Origin of the sequence: Exiguobacterium sp. s127, from assembly GCF_018618695.1 — a bacterium.
In the GTDB taxonomy this organism is placed as follows: domain Bacteria; phylum Bacillota; class Bacilli; order Exiguobacteriales; family Exiguobacteriaceae; genus Exiguobacterium_A; species Exiguobacterium_A oxidotolerans.
Map to the genome: position 1 here is coordinate 286,661 of NZ_JACSMO010000003.1, position 24,853 is coordinate 311,513.

Annotated in this window: 24 protein-coding genes; 15 read left to right on the plus strand and 9 right to left on the minus strand. The window is 43.4% G+C overall.

The window, feature by feature from the left end; genetic code table 11:
* Positions 1-100: 100 nt before the first annotated feature.
* From KNP98_RS06495 to KNP98_RS06510, 4 genes are all read left to right on the plus strand, one after another.
* A complete protein-coding gene (locus KNP98_RS06495) occupies positions 101-1,447 on the plus strand; it encodes a sodium-dependent transporter (RefSeq protein WP_088837295.1) in 1,347 nt (448 codons plus the stop codon).
* 349 nt (positions 1,448-1,796) lie between these two features.
* A complete protein-coding gene (locus KNP98_RS06500) occupies positions 1,797-2,543 on the plus strand; it encodes a 5-bromo-4-chloroindolyl phosphate hydrolysis family protein (protein ID WP_088837294.1) in 747 nt (248 codons plus the stop codon).
* Positions 2,530-3,756: a toxic anion resistance protein gene (locus tag KNP98_RS06505; RefSeq protein WP_051667285.1), complete on the plus strand. Its 1,227-nt coding sequence runs from the start codon at positions 2,530-2,532 to the stop codon at positions 3,754-3,756. The genes KNP98_RS06500 and KNP98_RS06505 overlap by 14 nt, the downstream gene beginning before the upstream one ends.
* 46 nt (positions 3,757-3,802) lie before the next feature.
* A complete protein-coding gene (locus KNP98_RS06510; protein WP_214801818.1) occupies positions 3,803-4,378 on the plus strand; it encodes a deoxycytidylate deaminase in 576 nt (191 codons plus the stop codon).
* Positions 4,379-4,628: 250 nt separating this feature from the next.
* Here the strand turns inward: KNP98_RS06510 and KNP98_RS06515 are convergent, their stop codons facing one another.
* The gene (locus KNP98_RS06515; RefSeq protein ID WP_214804462.1) at positions 4,629-5,114 is read right to left on the minus strand and encodes a hypothetical protein; all 486 of its coding nucleotides are present in this window, start codon (positions 5,112-5,114) and stop codon (positions 4,629-4,631) included.
* A gap of 144 nt (positions 5,115-5,258) precedes the next feature.
* On the opposite strand from KNP98_RS06515, the gene KNP98_RS06520 reads away from it, so the two are divergent.
* Genes KNP98_RS06520 through KNP98_RS06530 form a run of 3 tightly spaced genes read left to right on the plus strand, consistent with a single transcriptional unit; the run spans position 5,259 to position 7,809 of the window.
* Positions 5,259-6,449 carry an HD domain-containing protein gene (locus tag KNP98_RS06520; protein ID WP_214765095.1) on the plus strand — a complete coding sequence of 397 codons (1,191 nt, stop codon included), beginning with the start codon at positions 5,259-5,261 and terminating at the stop codon, positions 6,447-6,449.
* A gap of 12 nt (positions 6,450-6,461) precedes the next feature.
* Positions 6,462-7,421, plus strand: a complete 960-nt coding sequence (locus tag KNP98_RS06525; RefSeq protein ID WP_214804464.1) for a CobW family GTP-binding protein — start codon at positions 6,462-6,464, stop codon at positions 7,419-7,421.
* Complete coding sequence (locus KNP98_RS06530; RefSeq protein WP_029330538.1) at positions 7,414-7,809, plus strand: ribonuclease HI family protein; 396 nt, start codon at positions 7,414-7,416, stop codon at positions 7,807-7,809. Before KNP98_RS06525 ends, KNP98_RS06530 begins: the two co-directional genes overlap by 8 nt.
* Before the next feature lie 57 nt (positions 7,810-7,866).
* Here the strand turns inward: KNP98_RS06530 and KNP98_RS06535 are convergent, their stop codons facing one another.
* Positions 7,867-9,159, minus strand: coding sequence for a hemolysin family protein (locus KNP98_RS06535; RefSeq protein WP_214765092.1), 1,293 nt, complete (start codon positions 9,157-9,159; stop codon positions 7,867-7,869).
* A 119-nt stretch (positions 9,160-9,278) separates the two neighbouring features.
* On the opposite strand from KNP98_RS06535, the gene fumC reads away from it, so the two are divergent.
* The 3 genes from fumC to KNP98_RS06550 all read left to right on the plus strand — a co-directional run bounded on the left by fumC (position 9,279) and on the right by KNP98_RS06550 (position 12,793).
* Positions 9,279-10,673 carry a class II fumarate hydratase gene (gene fumC, locus KNP98_RS06540; protein ID WP_088837288.1) on the plus strand — a complete coding sequence of 465 codons (1,395 nt, stop codon included), beginning with the start codon at positions 9,279-9,281 and terminating at the stop codon, positions 10,671-10,673.
* An 83-nt stretch (positions 10,674-10,756) separates the two neighbouring features.
* Complete coding sequence (locus KNP98_RS06545) at positions 10,757-12,277, plus strand: GGDEF domain-containing protein (RefSeq protein ID WP_088837287.1); 1,521 nt, start codon at positions 10,757-10,759, stop codon at positions 12,275-12,277.
* Between the two features lie 297 nt (positions 12,278-12,574).
* Positions 12,575-12,793, plus strand: coding sequence for a hypothetical protein (locus KNP98_RS06550; protein ID WP_088837286.1), 219 nt, complete (start codon positions 12,575-12,577; stop codon positions 12,791-12,793).
* Positions 12,794-12,861: 68 nt separating this feature from the next.
* Here KNP98_RS06550 and KNP98_RS06555 read toward each other — a convergent pair whose 3' ends face one another.
* Positions 12,862-13,725: an AraC family transcriptional regulator gene (locus KNP98_RS06555; protein WP_214765090.1), complete on the minus strand. Its 864-nt coding sequence runs from the start codon at positions 13,723-13,725 to the stop codon at positions 12,862-12,864.
* Positions 13,726-13,995: 270 nt separating this feature from the next.
* On the opposite strand from KNP98_RS06555, the gene KNP98_RS06560 reads away from it, so the two are divergent.
* A complete protein-coding gene (locus tag KNP98_RS06560) occupies positions 13,996-15,195 on the plus strand; it encodes an MFS transporter (RefSeq protein WP_088837284.1) in 1,200 nt (399 codons plus the stop codon).
* 21 nt (positions 15,196-15,216) lie between these two features.
* On the plus strand, positions 15,217-17,493 hold the full coding sequence (locus tag KNP98_RS06565) for an alpha-galactosidase (protein ID WP_214801810.1): 2,277 nt from the start codon (positions 15,217-15,219) through the stop codon (positions 17,491-17,493).
* Between the two features lie 170 nt (positions 17,494-17,663).
* Here the strand turns inward: KNP98_RS06565 and KNP98_RS06570 are convergent, their stop codons facing one another.
* The 3 genes from KNP98_RS06570 to KNP98_RS06580 are packed head-to-tail and all read right to left on the minus strand — an operon-like array spanning position 17,664 to position 19,593.
* A complete protein-coding gene (locus KNP98_RS06570) occupies positions 17,664-18,140 on the minus strand; it encodes a dihydrofolate reductase (RefSeq protein ID WP_088837282.1) in 477 nt (158 codons plus the stop codon).
* A complete protein-coding gene (locus KNP98_RS06575; RefSeq protein WP_214801807.1) occupies positions 18,137-18,931 on the minus strand; it encodes a thymidylate synthase in 795 nt (264 codons plus the stop codon). The genes KNP98_RS06570 and KNP98_RS06575 overlap by 4 nt, the downstream gene beginning before the upstream one ends.
* Before the next feature lie 47 nt (positions 18,932-18,978).
* Positions 18,979-19,593, minus strand: coding sequence for a hypothetical protein (locus KNP98_RS06580; protein ID WP_088837280.1), 615 nt, complete (start codon positions 19,591-19,593; stop codon positions 18,979-18,981).
* 217 nt (positions 19,594-19,810) lie between these two features.
* Between KNP98_RS06580 and KNP98_RS06585 the strand changes: the two genes are divergently transcribed.
* A complete protein-coding gene (locus tag KNP98_RS06585; protein WP_214804466.1) occupies positions 19,811-21,478 on the plus strand; it encodes a glycoside hydrolase family 13 protein in 1,668 nt (555 codons plus the stop codon).
* A 44-nt stretch (positions 21,479-21,522) separates the two neighbouring features.
* On the opposite strand, the gene KNP98_RS06590 is transcribed toward KNP98_RS06585, so the two are convergent.
* From KNP98_RS06590 to KNP98_RS06600, 3 genes are all read right to left on the minus strand, one after another.
* Positions 21,523-21,879: a PilZ domain-containing protein gene (locus KNP98_RS06590; RefSeq protein WP_088837278.1), complete on the minus strand. Its 357-nt coding sequence runs from the start codon at positions 21,877-21,879 to the stop codon at positions 21,523-21,525.
* A gap of 89 nt (positions 21,880-21,968) precedes the next feature.
* Complete coding sequence (locus KNP98_RS06595; protein ID WP_088837277.1) at positions 21,969-22,667, minus strand: queuosine precursor transporter; 699 nt, start codon at positions 22,665-22,667, stop codon at positions 21,969-21,971.
* Positions 22,668-22,759: 92 nt separating this feature from the next.
* Positions 22,760-23,242: a GNAT family N-acetyltransferase gene (locus tag KNP98_RS06600; RefSeq protein ID WP_214804469.1), complete on the minus strand. Its 483-nt coding sequence runs from the start codon at positions 23,240-23,242 to the stop codon at positions 22,760-22,762.
* A 212-nt stretch (positions 23,243-23,454) separates the two neighbouring features.
* Between KNP98_RS06600 and KNP98_RS06605 the strand changes: the two genes are divergently transcribed.
* Entirely contained in the window at positions 23,455-23,769 is a 315-nt protein-coding gene (locus tag KNP98_RS06605) for a hypothetical protein (protein WP_029330516.1), read from the plus strand.
* A gap of 143 nt (positions 23,770-23,912) precedes the next feature.
* On the plus strand, positions 23,913-24,853 hold a 941-nt coding region (gene tnpB / locus KNP98_RS06610; RefSeq protein WP_214810955.1), incomplete at its 3' end, for an IS200/IS605 family element RNA-guided endonuclease TnpB.

Here is a 24,853-nt window from a genome sequence, read left to right on the forward strand (position 1 = left end):
TTATGCTTTGACGCTTTAAAGAAAATGTTTGATAAAGGATGACTTCTTGATTTAACTTTTGTACAATAAGGAAGTATTTTTGAAAAGGAGGTGGAGTACCATGAAAAGCAATGCATGGGCTTCAAAAGTTGGGTTTATCTTAGCAGCAGCAGGATCAGCGATTGGACTCGGTGCGATATGGAAGTTTCCATATACGACAGGAACGAATGGTGGAGGCGCTTTTTTACTACTATTTTTAGTGTTCACCTTGCTCCTCGGTCTCCCGGTATTGATTGCAGAATTTTTAATCGGTCGAACGAGTGGAAAAACGGCGTTGCGCGCTTTCGAAGAGTTGGGTCATAAGAAATTCACCTTTATTGGCGTGTTAGGTGTCATCACCTGTTTCTTACTCTTATCCTTTTACAGCGTCATCGGGGGATGGGTATTGATTTATACGGTTCTTGGTTTTTCCGGAAATTTGACTTCCATGAGTGGGGATCAGTTAGGAGAACTCTTCGGAACGATATCCGCCTCTCCACTCTATGCGATTTTAGGCCAAGTCGTATTCCTCATCATTACGGGATTAATCGTCTTGCGAGGTGTTCAGTCGGGAATTGAAAAAATGAGTAAAATCTTGATGCCATTATTATTCCTTTGTTTCATTATATTAGTGAGTCGGTCATTGACCCTTGAAGGTGCAAGTGAAGGGGTTCGTTTCTTCATCGAACCGGATTTCTCAGCGCTGAACCGGACATCGGTCCTGAGTGCGCTCGGACAAGCCTTCTTTTCATTATCGCTCGGCGTCTCCGCAATGTTGACGTATGCCTCGTATATGAAAGAGCGTGGTCAAATCAATCGGTCAGCAGGATGGATCGTCTCTTTAAACATCGTCGTGTCATTACTAGCCGGATTCGCGATCTTCCCAGCGGTCTTCGCTTCAGGTCTTGATCCTGCTGAAGGTCCTTCACTCTTATTCATCGTGTTACCAACAGTATTCAGCCAAGTCCAATTTGGAACAGTCTTCTTAACGTTGTTTTTCTTACTCTTTGCTTTCGCGTCGATCACTTCTTCAATCGCGATGCTAGAAGTTGTGGTTTCATCGATTACTGATCGAAAAGAAGATGCGACCGTCCAAAATAAGAAACGTAATACCATTATTACGACAATCCTTGTCGCAATAGTAGGTGTTCCATCAGCACTCTCCTTTGGAGTCGCGAGCGACATCATGTGGTTCGATAAGACAATTTTTGATTGGATGGATTTCCTCGTATCGAATATTTTGATGCCAATCGGTGCACTCTTGATTTCAATATTTGCTGGATTTAAACTTGATCGGGCGATTGTCGAACGTGAGCTAGCGACAGGTCCCCTGTTAAAACGAATGATTCCATTTTGGCGCTTTAGTGTATGCTACTTGAGTCCGCTCGCCATTTTAATCATTCTGATTTGGCCACTCGTATTCTCTTGAATGTTTGATTGAATCAGAATATGATCACGAGCACTAGCTTTCGTTTTGATTAACGGAAGCTAGTTTTTTTGATGAAAGTGATTTTTGAATAATCGAAAAATCTTATGCGTATATGTTACTCGTGAAAAGTAAAAAGTAAAAAGAAAAAAGTAGATGCAATCCATTCAGCATCGTACATCTAGAGACGGATGCGGCCGGTGAAAGATTATGGTGAAATAAAGAGTAGAGAGGACTAACATTTATCGAAAACGGGAAACTTTTTGTTAAGACATCCGTAATGGTAAGATATAAGAAACAGTAGATTCATTCATGACACAAATAGATGGAGTCAATAGAAAGAGGGGATGACATGAAATCTTCTACATGGTGGATTTTCGGATCGATTGGTTTGATGTTCGTATTTCTTCAGATAGCAGATACGTTAAACTTTTCCGGAATCTTCGTAGCACTCGGTTTATGGTTCATTTGGAGCGGTTACCGGGCGAAACCCGGGAAGCGGTACCGGACAGAACGAAAATCAACAGAGATAAAACGACAAAATGTCAAAAAGAAATTGTTACTCGATGATGATGATCAATTTGTCGGAAGCGTCATCTTAAAGCCTGAACAAGCGACGCGCAGATTTGATGAAACGGATGATTTGGAGTTGCAAGTCTTGCAACGGACCGTCGAAGAAGGTTTCGTGAAGTTACAAGCATTCGATGGCATTATCCCATCGATCCGAGACAGCGAAGTACGTTCAGATATGCGAATCGTCTCGCGCGAAGCACATGTTTTATTTGAAGAATTATTTAATGCACCACGTGAAGTAAAAAAAGTACGCGACTTCTTCACGTTTTATCTCGATTCCTTATTATCGATTTCAGAAAAATTCGCAGATTTAGAACGACGTGGGGCTCAAGTGCAATTTGATACACGCGAACAACTGCAAGCGAACTTGAAGATGATTGCTCAAAAATTAAAACAACACCAATCCTTGTTGTTAGAAGGAGATACGGTCGACTTAGAGCGTGAACTTTTAACGATTGAAAAAGTTTTGGCACAAGAATCGGAACAAAGAAAACAGGAGGAGAGTTATAAACATGACCCATTCTGATAACAATTCATGGCAAGAGTGGCCGGACGAATCCAAAACAGAGGAACAGGCACAACCAACGATTTCTGATCCATCAGTTGACCTGAATCTTGCGGAAACACCAAAACACCGGACGCCAGTTCGTCCGGTTGAAGAAATGATTCCAAGTGACGTTCCAGCTGAACAGCGTCAAAAAATCGAACGTTTACTTCAAGTGATTGATTTGAATAAATCCGATGCCGTCATGCAATTCGGAGCACCGGTTCAACGGGAACTCTCGCAATTTTCAGATCAAGTGTTAAGCGAAGTCAAAATGAAAGATGGTGGCGACGCCGGAAAACTGTTGTCGGATTTAATGCAACGTGTCCGTCAAATGGACCCGGATTCGTTACAAGAAAAGAAAAGCTTTTGGTCAAACGTTCCCGTCATCGGACGGGCGAAGAAAAAAGCGGAGACCTACTTCTTACAATATGAAAAGATGAGTGCTTATTTAGAAGAGGTCGTTCATAATTTAGATCGTTCGAAGTTTGGCTTAATGAAAGACATTACGTTACTTGATCAAATGTATCAAAAAAATCGACGTTACTTCGAGGAACTAAATCTTTACATCGCAGCGGGTGAGACGAAGATTGCACACGTCAGAGAAAATGAGATCGAACCGCTTCGGACAGAAGTCGAGGTTTCACGTGACCAGACGAAACTACAAGAATTAAATGATTTGATTCAATTGACGGACCGGTTCGAGAAAAAAATTCACGACTTAAAGTTATCACGTACGATCAGTCTTCAAATGGCACCGCAAATCCGTGTCATTCAGCAGAATAACCAGATTCTTGCTGAAAAAATTGAATCTGCAGTCGTCAATACGATTCCACTTTGGAAAAACCAAGTCGTCCTCTCACTCAGTCTGTCTAGGCAAAAGAGTGCTTTGCAGATGCAAAAGGATGTTACAAATACGACGAATCAATTGCTCGAACAAAATTCACGTCTTTTAAAAGATTCATCGATCGAAATCGCAGAAGAGAATGAAAAAGGAATCGTATCGGTCGAATCGTTAAAAGTCGCGCATCAAAATTTAATCGAGACGCTTGATGAGACACTGCGGATTCAACAAGATGGGAAGCAGAAACGTCGCGATGCAGAGCATGAGTTAGAGCGGATGGAAAATGAATTAAAACAAAAAGTCATTGAAGTCGCTTCGAAAAGTCGCGAATTACCAAATCAACGATACTAAGGGACACGTTTACGTGTTCCTTCGTATTGTTTAAGGAGTGAACGTTATGGATCCGAAACAAGAGAAATGGGATACGACCTGGTTACTGTTTGCCCAGATGATGGCAGAACGTCATTCGAAATGTGCCTCGAAGTCTGTCGCATGCGTCATCGTCAAGGATGAAAAGCCAATTTCGATTGGAATCAATGGAACACCGAGTCAGCATGTGAACTGCAACGAAATTTTTTTAAAGCAACACGGGGTTTTCTATAAATCAATCAATGAAAATGTGTTGGAATCTGATACTACTATACATAATGGCGAAGTTTTTTATCGTTGTGATAACCAACAAGAACATCATGAATGGTCAAAGCAACATGAAATTCATGCGGAGATTAATGCGTTAGGAAAACTTGCTGCGGATTCGACGAGTGCGCGTCATGCGACGGCTTATGTCACGCATAGTCCGTGTCACGCATGTAGTTTAGCTTTAATCGCTTCAAAAATTGATCGCGTCGTCTATACGACGGGTTATGAATACGGCGATGGATTAAACTTGATGCGCCAAAGCGGGATTGAAGTCGTACATTTGCCATTAAAAGAACAATATTTTCTTGAGAAAATTTTAGATAAAGGCTTGTAAACGCTTCCATTGCATTGTATGATGAAATCAAGCATTGCCATGGTAATTATTCACTCTTCCATTCGGGTTGATTTCTAACGAGATCAACCCACTTTTTTTGAAAATCAATTGACAGAACCTTCAATATCTGTGATGATGATTATAGAATATGACGAAGCGGAATGCCGCATTTTCATAATATACACCTTTCAAGGAGCTGGAATGCCAGGTCGTTGAAAAAAAGTCCTGACTCACTCGAGTCAGGACTTTTTTAATGAGAGTAGGTGACGCGGGTTGACTCTTGTAGTCGACGTGCCCGAATCGAACACTTTTGTTCTGCTGCACCACACAGAACACGTTGTAGCCGTTGGCAAATGATATCGACTTGTGTCTGATGGAGAAAAAGTTTTTGGATGAGACGCGCGAAGATGGCATCGTATGAAGACAATTGTCTTTTGATTGCATTTGGTGTCATACTGTTCAGTTCTGCGGTGCTAAATCCCGCATCACTACTGAAAGCGGACAAGACGAGTAACTTGACGAGGTCGGATTGAACGTCGAGTCCGGCATGCTGTACTTGAATACAACATAAGTGGAGCTCCTGTTCGATTAAAGCCTGTAAAGGTGATTCATCTTTAGCCGTTATGCCATAGGCGACGACGGCCTGCCTCAGTTGAGCACGTGTTGCTGGATCGACTGTATCTCGCGCTGTGCGCATCACGACATCATAACTTGAAGAGAGTGAGCGAAGCATCATGAAAGTCCTCCTTAATTGGAAGTATTGTACATATGCATTCATCATAGCTGATTAAGTAAACGCTTACAATCATTCTTTTGTTTTGTACAGGTGGTGAGCGACTTTGATATGATGGACAATAGAGATGAGAGGAGTGATTCGGAAATGATTCGCTTATTTAAAGCAATTCCAGAGCAACAGATGCCACCTTACCTTGGGGATGAATTTGTGGTTGACGTATCAAATGCGTCAGGCGGCTTTTTGATTGAACGTCACGTTCCGGGAGAACAAATCGAAGAGACACTTTTAGTCGCTTCTGCGGAAATCAGAACGAGTCAGACAGGGCGTGAATGGCTACAGTTTACATTCAATTCATCGAGTGGTTCTTGTAAAGGAAAACAATGGTTGAATCAAGGAACGGCGGAAGAGGCGATGCGTCCTTATCTAGAGACGCGGATCGTCCACGTTACTGCCAAGGTCGAGGAATATCCCGTCGACTCAGGCAATAAGTCGTTGACTGTTCAACGCGTCAAGGCCGTCCATGATGTCGCTGGAACGACATTGTTACCTCAGATGCCGATGGAAGAGTCTGCGAGCGATTACCGGGATCAATTGATTGGCCTAGTCGAGCAAATGCAACAACCTTACCGCCAGATTGCCCTGCGTTGTCTAAACTTGTATTGGGATGATTTTTCGACGAGACCAGCGGCATTGTTCCATCACCATGCCTATATTGGTGGGTTGATGAAGCACACTGCTTGTATGATGACGATCGCGGCAGGAATCTGTCAATCGGAGCGACCTTATTTGACGTTACTCAAGTGTATTCAAGAAGCAGAAGCTGATCATAAAAACGATTTATTTCAAGCTCCTGAGCGAGCGACACGTCAATTTGCCTGGGACGACAGCTTCGATTCTCTTTATCAGGCGGCACGGTCGATTACGCTTCTCGATCAAGAACCGAATCAGGATGAACTCTTGTTAGGTGTCTTGTTGCATGACATCGGAAAGATTTGGGAGTATAATCATCTCGGCGCAACACCAAGTCGCTTCACGGACTTACTGCAAGTCGATGCGGCAGAGGAAACGTTATCCGGTATTGCGATTGATCCGCTTGGAAGTCTAGTCGGACATATGCCATACGGCTGTTTTGTGTTCGAACGCGCGTTGCGTGACGAGGCACTCCGGATTCCGTTAGACATGCATCATCGGATGATGCATCTCATCTTATCGCATCATGGAAAAAAAGAATGGGGTTCAAGTGTCACGCCACAAACAACGGAATCCTGGTATTTGCATGCGATTGATTTACTGGACGCACGAAAAGAGAAATGGCGAACGGCACAACTGCTGTAAGGAGTGAAAGTTATGCAAGAACGAATTAAAACGACATTGATTACGGGTTTTTTAGGAGCGGGAAAAACGACACTGTTGAATCATATTGTCTCCCATCCGACCGAAAAGGTGGCGCTGCTCGTCAATGAGGTAGGATCAGTCCATATCGATGAAGCTTTGATTGAACGAAGTGACGAAGAGATGATTGAATTGACGAATGGATGCATCTGCTGTTCGATTCGTGGCGATTTACGAGAGGCGTTATTACGGATTGCTAAAAAACGACGCGCAGGTGAGATGGTATTCAATCGTTTATTGATTGAAACGACAGGAATTGCTGATCCGGGCCCAATCCTCCAAACATTCTACTTTGAACCGGCAATTGAACAACAATATCAACTCTCGAGCGTCATCACGGTCGTCGACGCGTACCATCTCGAACGAGAATTGACGTTTGAAGAGAATGTCAGACAAATTGGCTTTGCCGATGTTTTGTTACTGAATAAAGTGGATTTGGTACCGGATGCTGCACGAACCGACATCATCGCCCGGCTCGAAGTCTTGAATCCGACGGCACATATCATTCCGACAGTCGAGTCACGTGTCGAGGTAGCAAATTTATTTGAAACGTTCCATTTTCCAAAAGCGGAAGAAGAACGTTTATTACAACAAGATGATCGCTTCGAACGAGCGGCAGATTCGTTCACGGCATTGACGATTACGGAAGTGCAGCCGTTGAATCGGAATCGTTTCGGTGCCGTTTTGCGTGAAGTACTCGAAGCCTATGCGGAAGATTTATACCGCTATAAAGGAATCATTCGTTTCGCGGATACGGATCAAAAGACGATTCTTCAAGGCACCGGAATGATTTACGGAACAGCAGTACGTGGAATGTTCGAGCAAGAGAAACAAACGACGCTAGTTTTCATCGGAAAAAATTTAGATGAACAAGCAATCCGAAAAGGTGTAAAGGCGGCGATTGAACATGGTTGAAATGTATTTTGATGGGGCTGTTCGGCCATCGAATGATGACGCGACGGTAGGAATCTTCTGTAAGAATTCCGCAGGAGAAGTCATCGAACGAACGTTTCGGATTACCGCGGTCAACAATCATGAAGCGGAATTCCAGGCGTTTGCACGAGCGGTCGAATTAGCGGAAGAGTTATTGAACGCAGGAGAAAGTGTCTTTTCGTTCCGGACGGACTCGGAAGCAGTTTCGTTAGCGGTCGAACGCGAGTTTGCCAAGAACAAGCGCATTCAAGTTTATTTTGATCCGGCATTCGAACGGTATTCACAATTACCACTGGCATTCGTCAAGTGGATTCCGCGGTCTGAAAATAAAGCGGACCGTGTGGCACGTGAAGCATTAAATGAGTTTTAATTTAAAAACGACCTGTTTGTCCGAGTAACTCGGTGCAATCAGGTCGTTTTTCTGATATTACAAATCAGGAGCGGCTTTTTCGATTAAGACTTGATCGATGCGACGTCCATCCAAATCAACGACTTCAAAACGATAATCGGCGATCATGACGTGACTGCCACGCTGTGGAAATTCGCCGAGTGTATATAAAATCAGTCCAGCTACCGTATGATACGCATTCTGGACTTCACCCGGGAGTGGTGTCGTCAAACCGAGCGTTCGTTTCAAATCATCGATATGCAACAATCCGTCTGCTAAATAGGAGCCATCACTTCGCATGATCAGCTCTGGTTCTTCCTCGATCGTTGAAATTTCTCCGACGAAGGCTTCCAATATATCAAATAATGTTATCATTCCTAAAAAACCACCGTATTCATCGAGGACAAAGGCAATCGAGACGGTTTCTTTCCGCATCCGCTCGAGTAAGTCTGTTGCTTTAAGCTGTCGAGGGACAATAAGCGGTGTCTGGATGTAGCGTTCAATCGTCAAGGCGGGAGTATCGGATGCTAAGACTTCTTTCGCATCGATATAGCCCACAAAATGATCCAAATCATCGTGTCCGACGGGCAAATTCCGGTGCTTCGCCCGACGTAAATCATTTAAGATTTGTTCAGGTGAATCGTTTAAATCAATCCACTCCGTGACGGTCCGGGGTTCCATTAATTCATAGGCGTATTGATCGTGGAACGCAAAGACACGAGAGACTTGTTCGGCTTCCGAATCTGCAAAGATTCCTTCCTGAGCACCACGAATCAACAACTGTTTCACTTCATCTTCTGTCTCATCTTCGCTTTCGAGACGATCGAGGCCAATCAATCGGAAAATGCCACTCGTCGACTTACTCAAAATGTAGATGAACGGACGAAGGAGTGTTGAAAAAAAACGCATCGGTTGGGCGAGCCACATCGTGACACGTTCCGGACTGACGAGAGCAATCCGTTTCGGGACTAATTCACCGATGACAAGTGAAATATACGTGATGATTGTGACGACGAAAATATATCCGAGCGTACTGGCATAGGCTTCAAGCCAAGAAAATTGACCGAGCCAGCGGATGACAGGTTGCGATAAAGCAGCGCCGCCGAACGCGCCGTTGACGATTCCAATCAAAGTGATGCCGACTTGGACCGTCGATAGTAAATCCGTCGGACGATCTAAAAAATCAAGTGCAATTTGGGCTGATTTTTTTCCTTCATCCGCATACTGTTGCAGTTTCTGGCGTTTTGAAGACAACAGCGCAAGTTCGGTCATTGCAAAAATCCCGTTTGCGACGATTAAAAGTAAGACAATCGTCAGATTGATAAACCACATACTGCATTCACTCCTTTTCGATTAACAAACTATTCCCCAAACAACGCTCTATCATTCCCATTCAACGTTTTTTCCGTTAAACTGATAAGGTGTAAGATGAAAAAAAGGGGGAAACAACAATGGAATATCGTTTAGAGCGAGACACGATGGGGGAAATTCGTGTTTTGGATTCAAAGGAATGGGGCGCACAAACACAACGGAGTTTAGAGAACTTTAAAATCGGTACAGAAAAGATGCCAATCGAAATTATTCGTGCCTTTGCCGTCTTAAAAAAAGGCGCAGCGTTAGCCAATCGAGACCTCGGTGTACTCGACCGGGAAAAGGCAGACGTGATTGCAGAAGTTTGTGACGAGATCATCGCGGGGCAATTCGATGAGGAGTTTCCACTGGTCGTGTGGCAGACGGGGTCCGGCACACAATCGAACATGAACGTCAACGAAGTGATTGCACGCGTTGGGACACGTAAGTTACAAGAACGTGGCAGCGACTTGACGATTCATCCGAATGATGACGTCAATAAATCACAAAGTTCAAATGATACATATCCGACGGCCATGCACATCGCAGCCAAAACGGTCGTCATTGATGACTTGTTCCCGGCGATTGAAGCCATTCATGCGACGCTTGACGAAAAAGCGAAGGCATTTTCTGACATCGTCAAGATTGGACGGACACATTTACAAGACGCGACACCGATTACACTCGGTCAGGAAATCAGCGGCTGGGTCCGAATGCTCGATTTATCGAAAAAAATGATTACGTTGACGCTTGATCCATTGACGGAACTCGCGATTGGAGGAACGGCTGTCGGGACAGGGATCAATGCGCACCCAGAGTTCGGGGACCGGGCTGCTGAAAAAATGAGTCAAGAGACAGGAAAAGCATTCGTCAGCGCTGAGAACAAATTTCATGCCTTGACGAGCCATGATCAGCTTGTCTTCGCGCATGGTGCCATTAAAGCGCTTGCGATGGACGCGATGAAAATCGCCAATGATGTCCGCTGGCTCGCGTCAGGTCCACGAGCAGGAATTGGTGAAATCACGATTCCTGAAAATGAGCCGGGTAGTTCAATCATGCCAGGGAAAGTCAATCCGACACAGAGTGAAGCATTGACGATGGTCGCGGCACAAGTGCTTGGAAATGATGCGACGATTGGATTTGCTGCGAGCCAGGGAAACTTTGAGCTGAATGTCTTCAAACCGGTCATTATGTATAATTTCATTCAGTCCGTTCGTCTGTTGACGGACGCGCTCCATTCATTCAACGACCACTGCGCAGTTGGTATCGAGCCGGAGCGAGCAGTCATCGATGAAAATGTAGAGCGCTCGCTCATGCTCGTCACAGCCTTAAATCCACACATCGGGTATGAAAATGCAGCGAAGATTGCAAAAGCTGCACATAAGAATGGAACGACGTTAAAAGAAGCGGCATTGGCGACAGGATTATTGACAGAAGAACAATATGACTCCTGGATTGTTCCAGCCGATATGATTAGTCCGAATTTAAAGGCTTAATTTGAAAGTGAGGGTGCCTCCCTCGCTTTCTCTTCACTCGAAGCAACACTGCTTCGGTTGTAGAGAAAGAGGGGGAGGATGTTTTGAGAAATAAACAAATGCAGTTGGAGAAACAAATCAATCAGACGATTCTGATGGTAGAACGTTTATTGCGGATGGAATCCGTCCCGACAGCGGAATTACTAGTGTTCGCCAGTTGGCTTGAGCGGCTCGGTCAACAAGAAAGCATGGAGTTCTTTGCGCGACAAGCGACGCGGCTTGAACAAGAACTTCCTTCAGAAGAAAAGACGATTGGTCATGAGGTGGTAAAACTTCAATTACGACCTGTCATCGACTATTTATCTGCATATGGTCGTAAAAAAATGGTCCGAAAAGAATTAATCGTCTCAATCACGAAACGGTTTCTTGATAATGTCCAGTGGAAAAAGGCGTTAGAAAACGAACGTTACATGACCCGTTTTTTTGGATCAGTCGAAGATATGCTTGAGGTCGGTTACGATTTACCGACGGATGCATTGTTGATTGACTATGAACTTGTCCGGGCTTCAAAAAAGGTACAGCTAGATAAGTTAATCAAAAAATTAGAGGCGACGTTCACCCCTTTGATTATTATCGGAGAGGAAAATCAACAGACGCGTCAATATTGTTACCAGCTCGGAGCAGATGATTACTGGGATGAAACGGTGACGCTCATCGAACGACAAATCCGGTTGAAACGGCTACTACATAAGCTGCGAATTGTCTCATCTACGATTCTTGTTGATGAACTGACCGGGGCGTTCAATCGTAAATACTTACAGAATGCTTTTCAACGGCGTGTGTCACGCCTTGCGCGTGACGGTCAATTATTTGCACTGGCAATCTTTGATCTCGATCATTTTAAGCGGATTAACGATTTACACGGACATCCGACAGGGGATCTCGTGCTATCTGAGCTTGCATCTTTAACGAAACAAGCAATTCGCCAAGAGGATGAAATGATTCGATTTGGTGGAGAGGAATTCATGTTGCTCTTTAGTACAGAGCATGTGGAAGCTGCGTGTGTAACGATGGGGAAAGTTCGGGAACGAATCGAACGGCATACATTTCCTAACGGTCTAAAGGTCACCGTTTCAATCGGTGTAACGCTTGTCTCTCAACCATCGTTTGACCTTGAAGAGATGACATCCGAAGCAGATGAAGCACTTTATCAAGCTAAACGAAAAGGACGGAACCGTGTCGTGGCGTACTCGGTCGCAACGGAAAAAGAAAAGATTGAAGGCTTGATAAAAATTGACGGAATGCCTTTGCAGAACTTGAGTCAGCTTGACGTACCGGAGCATCCAAAATATCATTTCCGTGTGTTACCATACGAGGATCCGGCAGAGGCTGTAATGCAACTTAACTTTGTTCCGTTATCGATGATTGCGGAAGCGGATTTCCGTCTGCTCGATCAATGGAAACACGAACGCGAACATACGATTGAAACGATTGTTACTGTCATGGAGGAAAGTACGCTGCTTGGAGAAGCATTACAACGGGGGGTCGTCGATTACTGTCTACTTCCCCTCGAATCGAATCAAATCGAAGAACAGATTCGGCAATGGGTGCTTCGGTTATCATGATTCTTTCGATGTGATGGTTTGCGCACTATAAGTTGATGATTACGATATTTCCCGGAAGTCTTGCATATCCTCGAATGCTTCATAGCACTTGATTGGAGAAGATATCTATTTCAGTACGGACTAAGTAAATTATAATAAATCAATGTTATCCTATTCGTTATTTTCCGATTCAATTAAGCATAGATATGATATGTTAAATTTAGCTGGTCAGGGTGAAATTTTAAGGCCGACTCAAGTCATCGACTTATCATAGCACCATCACTGTTGCGACAGGCAGACGGTTTAGGGAGGTTCATAATGACACAATTTAAAGCAGTTGCTGAAGATATGTATCAAACGCTTCTTACGAAGGAACATCAATTGATAGAATTGATTAAAGCTCAGAATAAACCGGACGATGAATTGGAACGGACTTTATTTGCGATTCGCGTTGCAAAGGATATTCTTGAAAATCGAGTTGTTTTTGGAAAAACAGTAACCATTACATATCCGCAAGGACAGTTAATCTTACGGTAAATGTATTAAAAAATAAGGAAATTCCTTTTAGAGTACGTCTAAAAGGAATTTCCTTATTTGCAGTGTGGCTAAAAAGATAATTGTGCTTTCTTTTTACGAAATTCACTTGGTGAATAACTACTTTCTTTTCGGAATACTTTATTGAAGTAATTTGAATTTGGATAACCTATTTCTTTAGCGATTTGATCAATTGTTTTAGACGTCTCTGTTAAGAGGGCAGCAGCTCGTTCGACACGAAGCCGAGTAATGTAATGGTTTGGCGTCATACCGACGGTCTTTTTGAACAAGCGCGAGAAATGGTGACGTGATAACCGAGCGACCGTCGCTAAGTCCTCAATACCCAACGAATCTGCATAATGTTCATGGGCGTAAACTAAAGAACGAGCGATAGAGGGCGGTGTGTCGGTTAGCATGTCGGTTGGATTAGCAAGAAATGTTTCGAGTGCCATCAAAAAAGTATAACCAAGAGCCGAAGCTTGAAATCCATCTGAAATCGTATCACTTGCTGCTGCATCATAAATAGTGGTTAATCGTTTAATCGGTTCAGATTCCGGATGAAAGCGGACGACAGGACCGAATCGTTTTCGTAGCTTAGTGAAGCAAAGGTTAGCAATTTCACCTTGTAATGTAATATAGATGAACGTCCAATCAGGCTCTCCCTCAATGACACCATATTCAAAATCACTTGGAACAGAAACAATGAAGCCATGTCCGGGGTCAAGTCTATAATTTTTTCCATCTATACGTAATTGACCTGTGCCGGAAAGTGTATATTGAAAAATCAGACTTCCTTTATCGCGACGCTCTAATCCATTCCACTGATAGAGAGAGGATGTTTGATGATCTTTTCCAACCGACCAGATTTGAACAATATCATTTACGAATTCCGGAAAACGAAAAGCATAAGAACCATATTCAATCTCATTTGTCATATCATTTCTCCTGATAGCATAAATTAGCTAATTAAAAAGCATAAAATGATTAAATAAAACTAAAAATATTTAAAAATAATCATTTCAAATATTTATTTCGTAAATATAGCATAAAATAGCATAGAAAACGCTCTAAATTTAAAAAAAGAGCACAATAAGACGTAAAATGAAGAAGAAATAGCTTCTTGTGATAACGCTTACAAAAAAATAAACTAATTATAACGAATTCAGTACTTCATACATCATTTAAAGGAAACGGGGTCTATTGTAATGGAATGGAAACAACACTTTGACACACCTAAAAAGGTAGCTGCGCTGATCATTATGTTCTTTGTTATGTTTACGCTTGGAGCAATTAATTATTCAAAAGGAGTAATACTCCCGCGTGCCCAAGAGGATTTAGGGTTTGGTTATAACGACATTGGAATAATGATGGGAATTTACTATACGGGATTTTTCTTATCAAGTTTATTTGGAGGATACATATCAGATAAACGCGGTATCCGGTTCATGATGGCAGGTGGAACGATCATTATGATAATCGGTTTGACTGGTACAGGATTTTCAAACAATTTTGCAATATTTGCTTTGTTTTATGCGATCGTCGGGATAGGGCTTGGAACGATGACGATTGGTTCAAATGCAATTGTTCCACCCATTTTTCCACAAAAACAAGGCTTAATGTTTAACGTCATGATGGGAGTATACGGAATTGGTGCATTCATTGCTCCGCTCCTTTTGAACTATCTATTTGGCGTTGCTGTATCTTGGCGTACAATCTATATCGTACTCGGGGTTACTTTAATCCTCTTTGCATTCTATACACTGAAGGCGCCAATGCCTAAGCAAACTGTTGAAAAGGAAGCCCTTGATTTAAAACAATTTTTTGGGATGTTAAAAAATCGTCAGTTCGTTTTATTGATGTTGTTACTAACACTATACGTTGGGGCGGAAGCGGGATTTGCCAGTTGGCTTCCAGCCTATCTTGAAGGAATTCAACTGGAAGAAGCCCGTTCAAAAGGTGCGTTGTATCTTTCAATTTTCTTCGCTGTTTTTACAATAGGACGTTTACTGGGGGGAATCATCGTCGATCGATACGGTGAAAAACGAGTGATTTTCGTTTTTGCATCTCTTGCTATTTTGACATTTAGCTTCGCTAAATTCGGTCCAGATTCGATTGCCATATTATATGGTGTGTCAGGTGCATTTTTTTCAGTCATTTTCCCGACGGCAATTGCGCTCGCTACATCGCTATTTAAAAATGCGGGGTCAGCACTTGGGTTTTTATATACGGCAGCAGGTCTAGGTGCGATGTTTTCAACTTGGCTCGTTGGATATATGATGGAATTTGTCGGTGTTCGTGCCGGTTTTAACTTACCGCTGTTCTTCTTGATAGGGGTTGTACTCTGTACATTCTTCATCAAGGATCAAGTCAAAGAAGTGAAACGTAATCAGGAAGAAGCTTCTTAAAAGAGAAAGGAGGAATTTTCTATGGCGATTTATTACAATAGTTCACCTACACCACAATTTCATATTCAAGGTAAGGATTTTAGCTATATTCTTCACGTTTTACCGAATGGTCAGCTTGGTCATTTATATTATGGAAGAAAAATCAGGCATCAAAAGAATTTTTCACATCTTATGCGCCAAGTACCACGAGCAACCCTTTCATGTGTCACAGAGGGTGACCTTGCTTTTTCGTTAGAAACGACACAACAGGAATTTCCGAGTTACGGTACGACGGATTATCGCGAACCTGCATTCCAAGTCGTACATGAAACAGGGCATCGAATAAGTGAGTTAATATACGTATCACATGATCTTTTTAAAGGGAAATCGAAACTTGATGGTCTTCCTGCTACTTATGTAGAAGATGAAACAGAGGCAACAACCTTAAAAATAACGTTACGTGATGAACAATCCGGTCTTGAGACTATTTTGTCATACAGTGTTTTTGAACAGACAAATGCATTATCCCGTCAAGTTAAGTATTGTAATACGGGACAGGGACGACTTGAATTAACACGTGCACTCAGCATGTCAGTTGATTTAGACGATGCCGATTATGAACTGCTACAGCTATCAGGTGCGTGGGCGCGTGAACGACATTTAGAGCAACATCATTTACGTCCTGGGATACAGAGTATCTCAAGTACGCGAGGAACAAGTAGCAGTCAACACAATCCATTTTTGGCCTTGAAACGTCCCGGTACGACAGAGCATTCTGGTGAAGTATTCGGATTCAGCCTAATCTATAGTGGAAATTTCTTAGGGCAAATCGAAGTTGATCATTTTAATACGACCCGTGTCCAGCTTGGGATTCATCCATTTGATTTTAAATGGATACTTGATGCCACGGAACAATTCGAAACGCCGGAAGTCATTTTAGTATACTCGAATCAAGGTATCAACGAGATGAGTGAAACTTACCATCGTTTATACCGGACGCGATTAGCGAGAGGTGTTTGGCGTGATCGTGAACGACCAACCTTGATTAATAATTGGGAAGCAACTTATTTTGACTTTGATGAAGATAAAATTGTTACGATTGCACAAACTGCACAGAAACTAGGTGTTGAATTGTTTGTTCTCGATGACGGATGGTTCGGTCAAAGAGAAGATGACACAACATCTCTTGGTGATTGGTATATCAATGAAAAGAAACTTCCAAATGGAATGCCACACCTTGTCAACCGGATCAGACAGACTGGACTGTCATTTGGTTTATGGTTTGAACCGGAAATGGTGTCAAAAAAAAGCCGACTATTCCAGGAACATCCGGACTGGATTATCGAAGTACCTGGCTATCATCATTCACATGGGCGTCATCAATATGTACTTGATTTTTCCCGCGAAGAGGTTGTAGATCATCTCTTTGAACAAATGACTACTATATTAGGAAGTGCCGACATATCTTACGTCAAATGGGATATGAACCGGTATATGACTGAAATTGGTTCTGCTACGTTACCGTATGAACGACAGCAGGAAGTCGCACACCGATATATTTTAGGGGTTTATGCACTTTACGAACGATTAATCGAAGCGTTTCCAGCTATTTTATTTGAATCGTGTGCAAGCGGGGGGGCCAGATTTGATCCTGGTATGTTGTATTATGCACCACAAGCTTGGGCCAGTGATGATACGGATGCAGTCGAACGATTAAAAATTCAATATGGAACGTCAATTGTTTATCCGCTCAGTTCTATAGGAGCACATGTATCGGCTGTACCGAATCATCAAGTCCACCGTCATACGAGTCTTGCCACTCGTGCAAACGTAGCGTTCTTTGGTACATTCGGATATGAATTGGACATCACTAGACTGTCCTTCGAAGAGCAGGAAGAAATCAAGCAACAAATTCATTTTTTTAAGAAGCATCGTAAGTTATTGCACACGGGCATCTTTAAAAGATTAGTCAGTCCTTTTGACGGAGATGGCAACGAGACAGCATGGTCCGTCATCTCTGGAAATAAAGAAGAGGCCCTTATTGCTCACTATCAGGTATTAGCGCGTCCTAATCCACGTTTGAAACGGTTAAAGTTGAGCGGGCTTGATCCAGAGAAAAATTACAGGGTGAATGGAAACGTATATTCTGGTGATGAGCTTATGTACATCGGTCTGAGCTTACCAGAACCTTACACGGGAGCTGACTTGCAGCAAAAAAGCCAGCAAGGAGACTTTAGTTCAATTCTGTATCACTTGGTTGCTGTGCGAATCGAACAAAACTATCTGGAAAAGACGAGTTTTACAAAAGTGGTAAATTAATAAATAAAGTAAAGGAAGACTCTCAGTCGACATCGAAGGATTAATCAAAAATCTCTTGAACGAGGGACCTTTGATTTCGTGCTTCCCGTCCAATTTTATATGTGGAAGCGTTCTTAAACGATACAAAAAGATGACCCCTGCTATGTAGTAAAAGGGGTCATCTTTTAATGTTATTGTTCAAAGCATTTTATCGAGAATGCAAATGTATTTTCTTTGTTAGCCGGATAAAATGCTTCTTCTAATAAAGTGAAGTGCGAAGGGATGGAGGGATAAAAAACATCCCCGTCGATCTCGGCTTCAATTTCGGTCACGTAGAGACGTTTTGCAACTGGCAAGGTTTGGCGGAACAGTTCGCCGCCCCCGATCAAAAAGACTTCTTCTTCTGAATTAATTATGGCAGAGAGTGAATCGAGATTGTACCAAATCGTGACACCGTCTGCTTGAAACTGTTCATCTCGCGTAACGACGATATTTTGTCGCCCGGGTAACGGACGTCCGATTGATTCAAAAGTCTTTCGCCCCATGATGATCGGTTTGCCAAGTGTCACGCGTTTAAAATGAGCGAGGTCAGCTGGAAGATGCCAAGGCATCTCATTATCACGACCGATGACACGATTTTTCGTATAGGCGACGATATGTGAAATCATACGGCGACGACTCCTTTAATGTGTGGATCAGGATCATACTCTTCGATGATGATATCTTCGAAACGGAAGTCCTCTATACGAGTCACTTCGCGGGCGAAACGGAGCCGTGGGAGTGGTTTGGGCGTCCGACTCAATTGAAGATTAACTTGATCCATGTGATTGGAGTAGATATGTGCATCTCCTAACGTATGGACAAAATCCCCGACTTCAAGTTTACAGACATGTGCGACCATATGTGTCAATAAGGCGTATGAGGCGATATTAAACGGTACTCCCAAAAAGACGTCTGCCGAACGCTGGTAGAGCTGACAAGAAAGTTTGCCGTCGGCGACGTAGAATTGAAACAAGAGGTGGCACGGCGGTAATGCCATCTCGTCTACTTGTCCCGGATTCCAGGCACTGACGATGAGGCGGCGAGAATCTGGATTTGTTTTGATTTGCTCGATGACATTTGCGAGTTGATCAACTGTCGTTCCGTCTGGCTTAGGAAAGGAACGCCATTGTGCTCCGTAAACCGGACCTAGATTCCCGTCTTCGTCTGCCCACTCATTCCAAATTCGAACTCCGTTTTCTTGTAGGTAAGCAATGTTCGTGTTCCCAGAAATGAACCAAATCAATTCATGGATGATTGATTTCATATGTAATTTCTTCGTCGTGACCATCGGAAATCCGTCCTTAAGCGGGAACCGCATTTGATGACCGAAGATGCTCGTCGTCCCGGTTCCCGTCCGATCTTCTTTTTTTGTCCCGTTCGTCAGAATTTCATGGCATAGGTCGTGATATTGTTTCATTTGCAAAACTCCCCCTCTAACTCTCTGTTCCCTTATTGTATCTGAAATCAGGAAGATGAGCTAGAGACATGACGGCGAAAGAGATAGCTGAATAGTCCGAATAGCGGGAGGAAATCGCGCCACATCAACTTTTTTTCATCGCGTGAGCGAATGCGGTATAACATAAAAATTTGTAAAATATAAAACATCACGAGGTCGACGGCCATCGTTCGGACGAACTGATTCGTCATGAAGTAAAGCAAGAAAATCGACCAATCGGAACGGGCTAACGCAATCCAGATGATGCACGCTGAAAGGACAGCTAACAGAGGAACGGCAATCAATATCCAAGTGCGCCGACGAAACGGAAGAAATGTCTGTCGCGGAATGGCGAGTGCGAGGTAAGGCATCAAAACGAACGATCCGAGGACGAAGGCGCCGATACTTGCTAACATCGGTGAAGGTTTTAAAAATCGTTTTTCGTCTAAGAACATCATAAAGAATGCAAGCGGATAAATGCCTAGCAGTGTAAACAGGCTCAGGGCTGACGTGTCAAATTGACTTTGATCAAACCGAAGAAAAGAAAATAAAAAACCGTCCGGAAAAACACGATTGTTTCCGAAGGATAAAATAAAGACGATGGCAACAATCCAAATTAAAAATAAAAAATAGCGACGATACACGATGAAACGCCTCCCTTCTCAAATTATTTTCCTCAATCAGTATACTTTAAACATCAAAAGTCTGTGGAAACGGATGTAAAGGTACTGTTTAAAATATTGGAATTCACTTGTTTTAAGTCAAAATGACATGGTACGATGGCGATGAAGTCGTTGGAAGCGCTTAACCGAAATGTGCAAGCGTTTGCCTAAAGCAATCATGGAGGAGTGATGACAAAGTATGGAACAAAAATGGTGGCATGATAGTGTTGTCTATCAAATTTATCCGCGTAGCTTTAATGATTCGAATGGGGATGGAATCGGGGACCTCGTCGGAATCATTGAAAAACTGGATTACTTAAAATTACTCGGGATTGACGTCATCTGGTTGAGCCCGGTCTATGATTCGCCGAATGATGACAATGGATATGATATTCGGGATTATGAAGCGATCATGAATGAGTTCGGGACGATGAATGATTTTGATCAATTGCTTGATCAAGCGCACGCACGGGGAATTAAAATTGTCATGGATTTAGTCGTCAATCATTCTTCAGATGAGCACGCTTGGTTCGCAGAATCACGAAAAAGTAAAGACAATCCGTATCGGGACTATTATATTTGGCGGGCAGCGAATGACGATGGTACATTGCCGAACAATTGGGGCTCAATCTTCTCCGGCCCAGCGTGGGAGTTAGATGAAGCGACGAATGAATATTACTTACACCTCTTCTCGAAGAAACAACCGGATCTGAACTGGGAAAATGAAAAATTGCGTCATGAAATTTATGCGATGATTACGCGCTGGTTAGACCGTGGAATCGACGGGTTCCGAATGGATGTCATCAACTTGATTTCGAAAACTCCAGGCCTGCCGGATGCGGATGTTGCACCGGGGGCATTGTATGGCGACGGGGGACAACACTACGTCAATGGTCCGCGGATTCATGAATACTTAAAAGAGATGAACGATGCGTCGTTCGGGAACTATGATGTCCTGACCGTCGGGGAAATGCCAGGGGCGACGACGGAAGATGCGATTTTATATACGGATCCAGCGCGTGACGAGGTCAACATGGTCTTTACGTTTGAACACATGGATTTAGATTCAGGTCCAGGTGGAAAATGGGACGTCTTACCGTTTGACTTACAAAAATTAAAGGACAATTTCACGAAATGGCAAGTCGCGTTACACGACAAAGGCTGGAACTCACTCTATTGGAACAATCATGATCAACCGCGTGTCGTCAGTCGCTTCGGAAATGATACGATGTACCGGGTCGAATCGGCGAAGATGCTCGCGACGTTGTTACACTTGTTAAAAGGAACACCGTACATCTATCAAGGAGAAGAAATCGGGATGACCAATGTCGCCTTCGAGACCATTGAAGAGTATGAAGACATCGAGATTCGGAACATGTGGAAGGAACGGATGGTCCAAGGAGCAAATCCTGAAGCATTACTGCAGGCTGTCCATCGAAAAGGACGCGATAATGCACGGACACCAATCCAGTGGAATGCAGAGCAGCATGGCGGCTTTACGACAGGAACGCCGTGGTTGAAAGTCAATCCAAATTATCGTGAAATTAATGTCGAACGGGCGTTAGAAGATCCGAATTCGATTTTTTATTACTATAAGAAGCTGATTCAGTTGCGTCATGAACACGATTTGGTCGTCTACGGGGAGTATGCGTTGCTCGAAACGGCTAATGATATCTATGCGTATTCGCGGACTTATGAAGGAGAAACGTGGTACGTGTACTGTTCGTTTGCAGAAGAAGAGACAACAGTCGAGGTCGCACACGATACCTCGGATATCATAATTGGAAACTATGCCACTGCCCCGACGAATACAGATCAAGAAGTCGTTTTGCGTCCATATGAAGCGGTTGTCTATCGAACGGAATAAAAAACAGCCCTTTTCTCATTGAGAAAGGGGCTGTTTCATCACACTTAACGTTCATTTTTAGCGATATGTTTGACGGCTTGAACAATCGATTCACGGTCTTGTTTAGTCGTGTGTAGATGTAGTCCGTATAACCGCTCCGTTCCAATCCACTTTTCGTGTAACAGTTGCCCTTCAATTTTTAAAGGTTCCGTGTTGGCAAGCAACGAAAACTCGACGATGATTGTTGTCGTTTTCTGTAAAGGTAACTTGAGTGGGGTCGTGATGGCGATACCACTTGGAGAAATATTATGGATGTGCATCAATCCAGCTGGTGTGCGGCGTCCGTCTTTAACGAGGTAAAACTCACCTGTGATCGGTTCTTTAAAGGTATAGCGAAAAGGTTCATTCCGTTTGATTTTCAATCATCCCACCTCCCACTTCCCATTATCCGTTAATTCAATGAAATCTTCCATCCTCGATTTGATGAATGAAGTCATTGGATTTTTTGATGTCAGGCTGCGAGATCCGTCGAATCAGCAGGCGGGTTCATCCGTTTCGCGATATACATAAATGGTGTCGCGAGCCATGCGATGACGAACTTCGCAACATACGTCGTCAAAAAGATTTGCCACCAAATATCAAACGGGAGACTGTGAAAAGCAATCGCGCAAAACGTTAACGTATCGAGCAATTGGCTGATGACTGTTGAACCAGTTGTTCGGAGCCATAAATTTTTTTCACCCGTCTTTTGACGAATCTTCGAATACATGAAGACATCAAATAGTTGTGAGACCAAATAAGCAGAAAGACTACCGAGTGCAATCCAAGGTAATAAACCGAATAATAAGTTCATCGATGAAGACATGTCCTTCGCGAAAGCATCATTTAGAGGTGAGTAAAGGAGACTGTATTGCATGAGGATGGTCGTAGCAATCAAAGAGAAGAATCCTAAGAAAACACCTTGACGCGCAACTTTTTTTCCGTATTTTTCATTCAAGATGTCCGTGGCAAGATAACAACTTCCATACACGACATTTCCTAATGTGAAAATGTACGAGTAGATATCGACTTGTTGTGTTACTTGGATATTGGCGATGATTGTCGCGATCGCAATCCAGACCATCAATCCCGTTCTACCAAAAAAACGATAACTAAGTAATAACAATCCCATCGTTAAGATAATCGAGGGGAACCATAACCATTCATTCATAAATAATGTGCTCCTTTCTAGGTCATACAGAGCAAAATTTTACGCGTAATTTTAAAATATGTCAAAAAAAAGACGCTCGAGAGCGTCGGTGGTCAATCGGGACGTTGAAGCGAATAACGTTTTCGACGGCCTTTGACGAAGTACCCGTCTGATTCCTGAAAGTCATTGGAAAGGAAAATTTTCCGTGCAATCTGTTCATGAGGTGATGTCGGTAAGACGCGAGCACGTACTTCGTATACTTCAAGGACGTTCGATGTATGCAAAGCGGACTTAACAGCCTTTGTTCCATAACCTTTCCCGCTGTATGAATCAAAAATCATCAAATCGAGCTGGAAGTAATGACCCATTTTTAATAACAAGACACGACCGACGACTTGGTCTTCGACGATAATGTCAAAATAGAAATCCTCTGGGTAACTGTGTTCGAGTGAATCAAAGGCACGAGTGGTCCCGAGTTCCTGATCGTAGCCTCGAATCTCTTGTTTCGTCAGTCCGTAGGCCGGCTCGCCATATTTTACGAAATGTTCGAATTCCACTTGGTCTACATGTCGTAGTGTTCGACGTTTTAAATCCATGACGTTATCCTCCTCTGATAGCAATTACCTGTGCATGTTCATTATAGCGAGTAAAAGAACGAAAAAGCAAAAGATAGCCGATGGGAAGGGAGGAGGGGCATCTTTAAAAAAGTATTCGGAAGCACCTGTAAACGGAATGTCGTTGTATCATTTGACGTCGAATATGGTAAAGTAATGATGTAGACATATATGTATTGGAAGGAGATGGAAAAATGTTCACTGAACGAGATGGTATTAAATTACGCCTCGAGCAAATCGAACGATTGTATGCTGATTTGAATCGTGAGGCAAAACAATTGACAGAACGCTTACGTCAGTTGGATGAGCAAGGTGATGATGTACGACATGATGTTGCGTTAAATAAAGAAGATCGGGATCATTTGAAATCAAGTATCGATGAGACGTTGCAGGCATTATTGCAACGGACGACAGTCGACGCGAAAGTCGAGCAAGAAAAACAGGAAGATTTGATTTCTAAAAAAGCACTCATCGAAGATATCGAAGGGTTATTGAAGAAAAAAAAATAAGCTGGCCTGGGCTAGCTTATTTTTTTTCTAAATTAGGCGAGAATACGCCCACTTCTAAACGATCAGGGTGAAGATCGAGTGAAGGTGGGAGATGAATCGCCACCCTCTCTTTCAGGTATATCCGTTGTAGGGAGGTGAACGTCATGTTGACTCACAAGGCCTACACATTCAGAATCTACCCGACAAAAGAGCAGAAAATCCTGATTGCGAAGACGATCGGTTGTTCGCGCTTCGTCTTCAACCACTTCTTAGCGAAGTCGGATGAGACGTATAAAGCGACAGGGAAGGAACTGTCCTACGGTTCTTGTTCGAAAGAACTCCCGTCGTTGAAGCATGCGTTCGACTGGCTGAAGGAAGTCGATAGCACGTCTGTGCAAACGAGCGTCAAACATCTTGCTGATGCCTTTGATCGCTTCTTCAAGAAACAGAACGAACGACCTCGCTTCAAGTCAAAGCGTAACCCCGTTCAATCGTACAAGACGAACATTCAAGGCAAGTCTCAACTTCCAAAAGTCTCGATCGTTGGCGCAAAAATCAAAATTCCAAAGCTGAAGTGGGTGCGCTTCGCTAACTCGAGGCAGGTCGTCGGACGCATCTTGAACGCGACCATCCGGCGGAACGCTTCAGGAAAATACTTCGTCTCCCTGCTCGTCGAGCAGGAGAGCAACGAAATGCCGAAGACGGGCTCATCCGTCGGTGTCGATGTCGGGTTGAAGCACTTCGCCATCTTGTCGGACGGCACGGTGTACAAGAGTGACCGTTACTTCCACTCGCTTGAGAAGAAGCTAGCGCGCGAGCAACGCAAGCTCTCTCGTCGTCAACGGTTGGCCTTGGAGAAGAAAGTGAAACTTTCCGAGGCGAAGAACTATCAGAAGCAGAAGCGGAAGGTCGCCCGCATCCACGAAAATATCGCGAACAAGCGAACCGACTTCCTGCACAAGGTATCGACCGAGATCGTCAAAAACCACGACGTCATCGGCATCGAGACCTTGCAGGTGAAGAACATGCAGAAGAATCGCAAGTTGAGCAAGTCCATCTCTGAGGTCAGTTGGTCGGAGTTCTTCCGCATGCTCGGATACAAGGC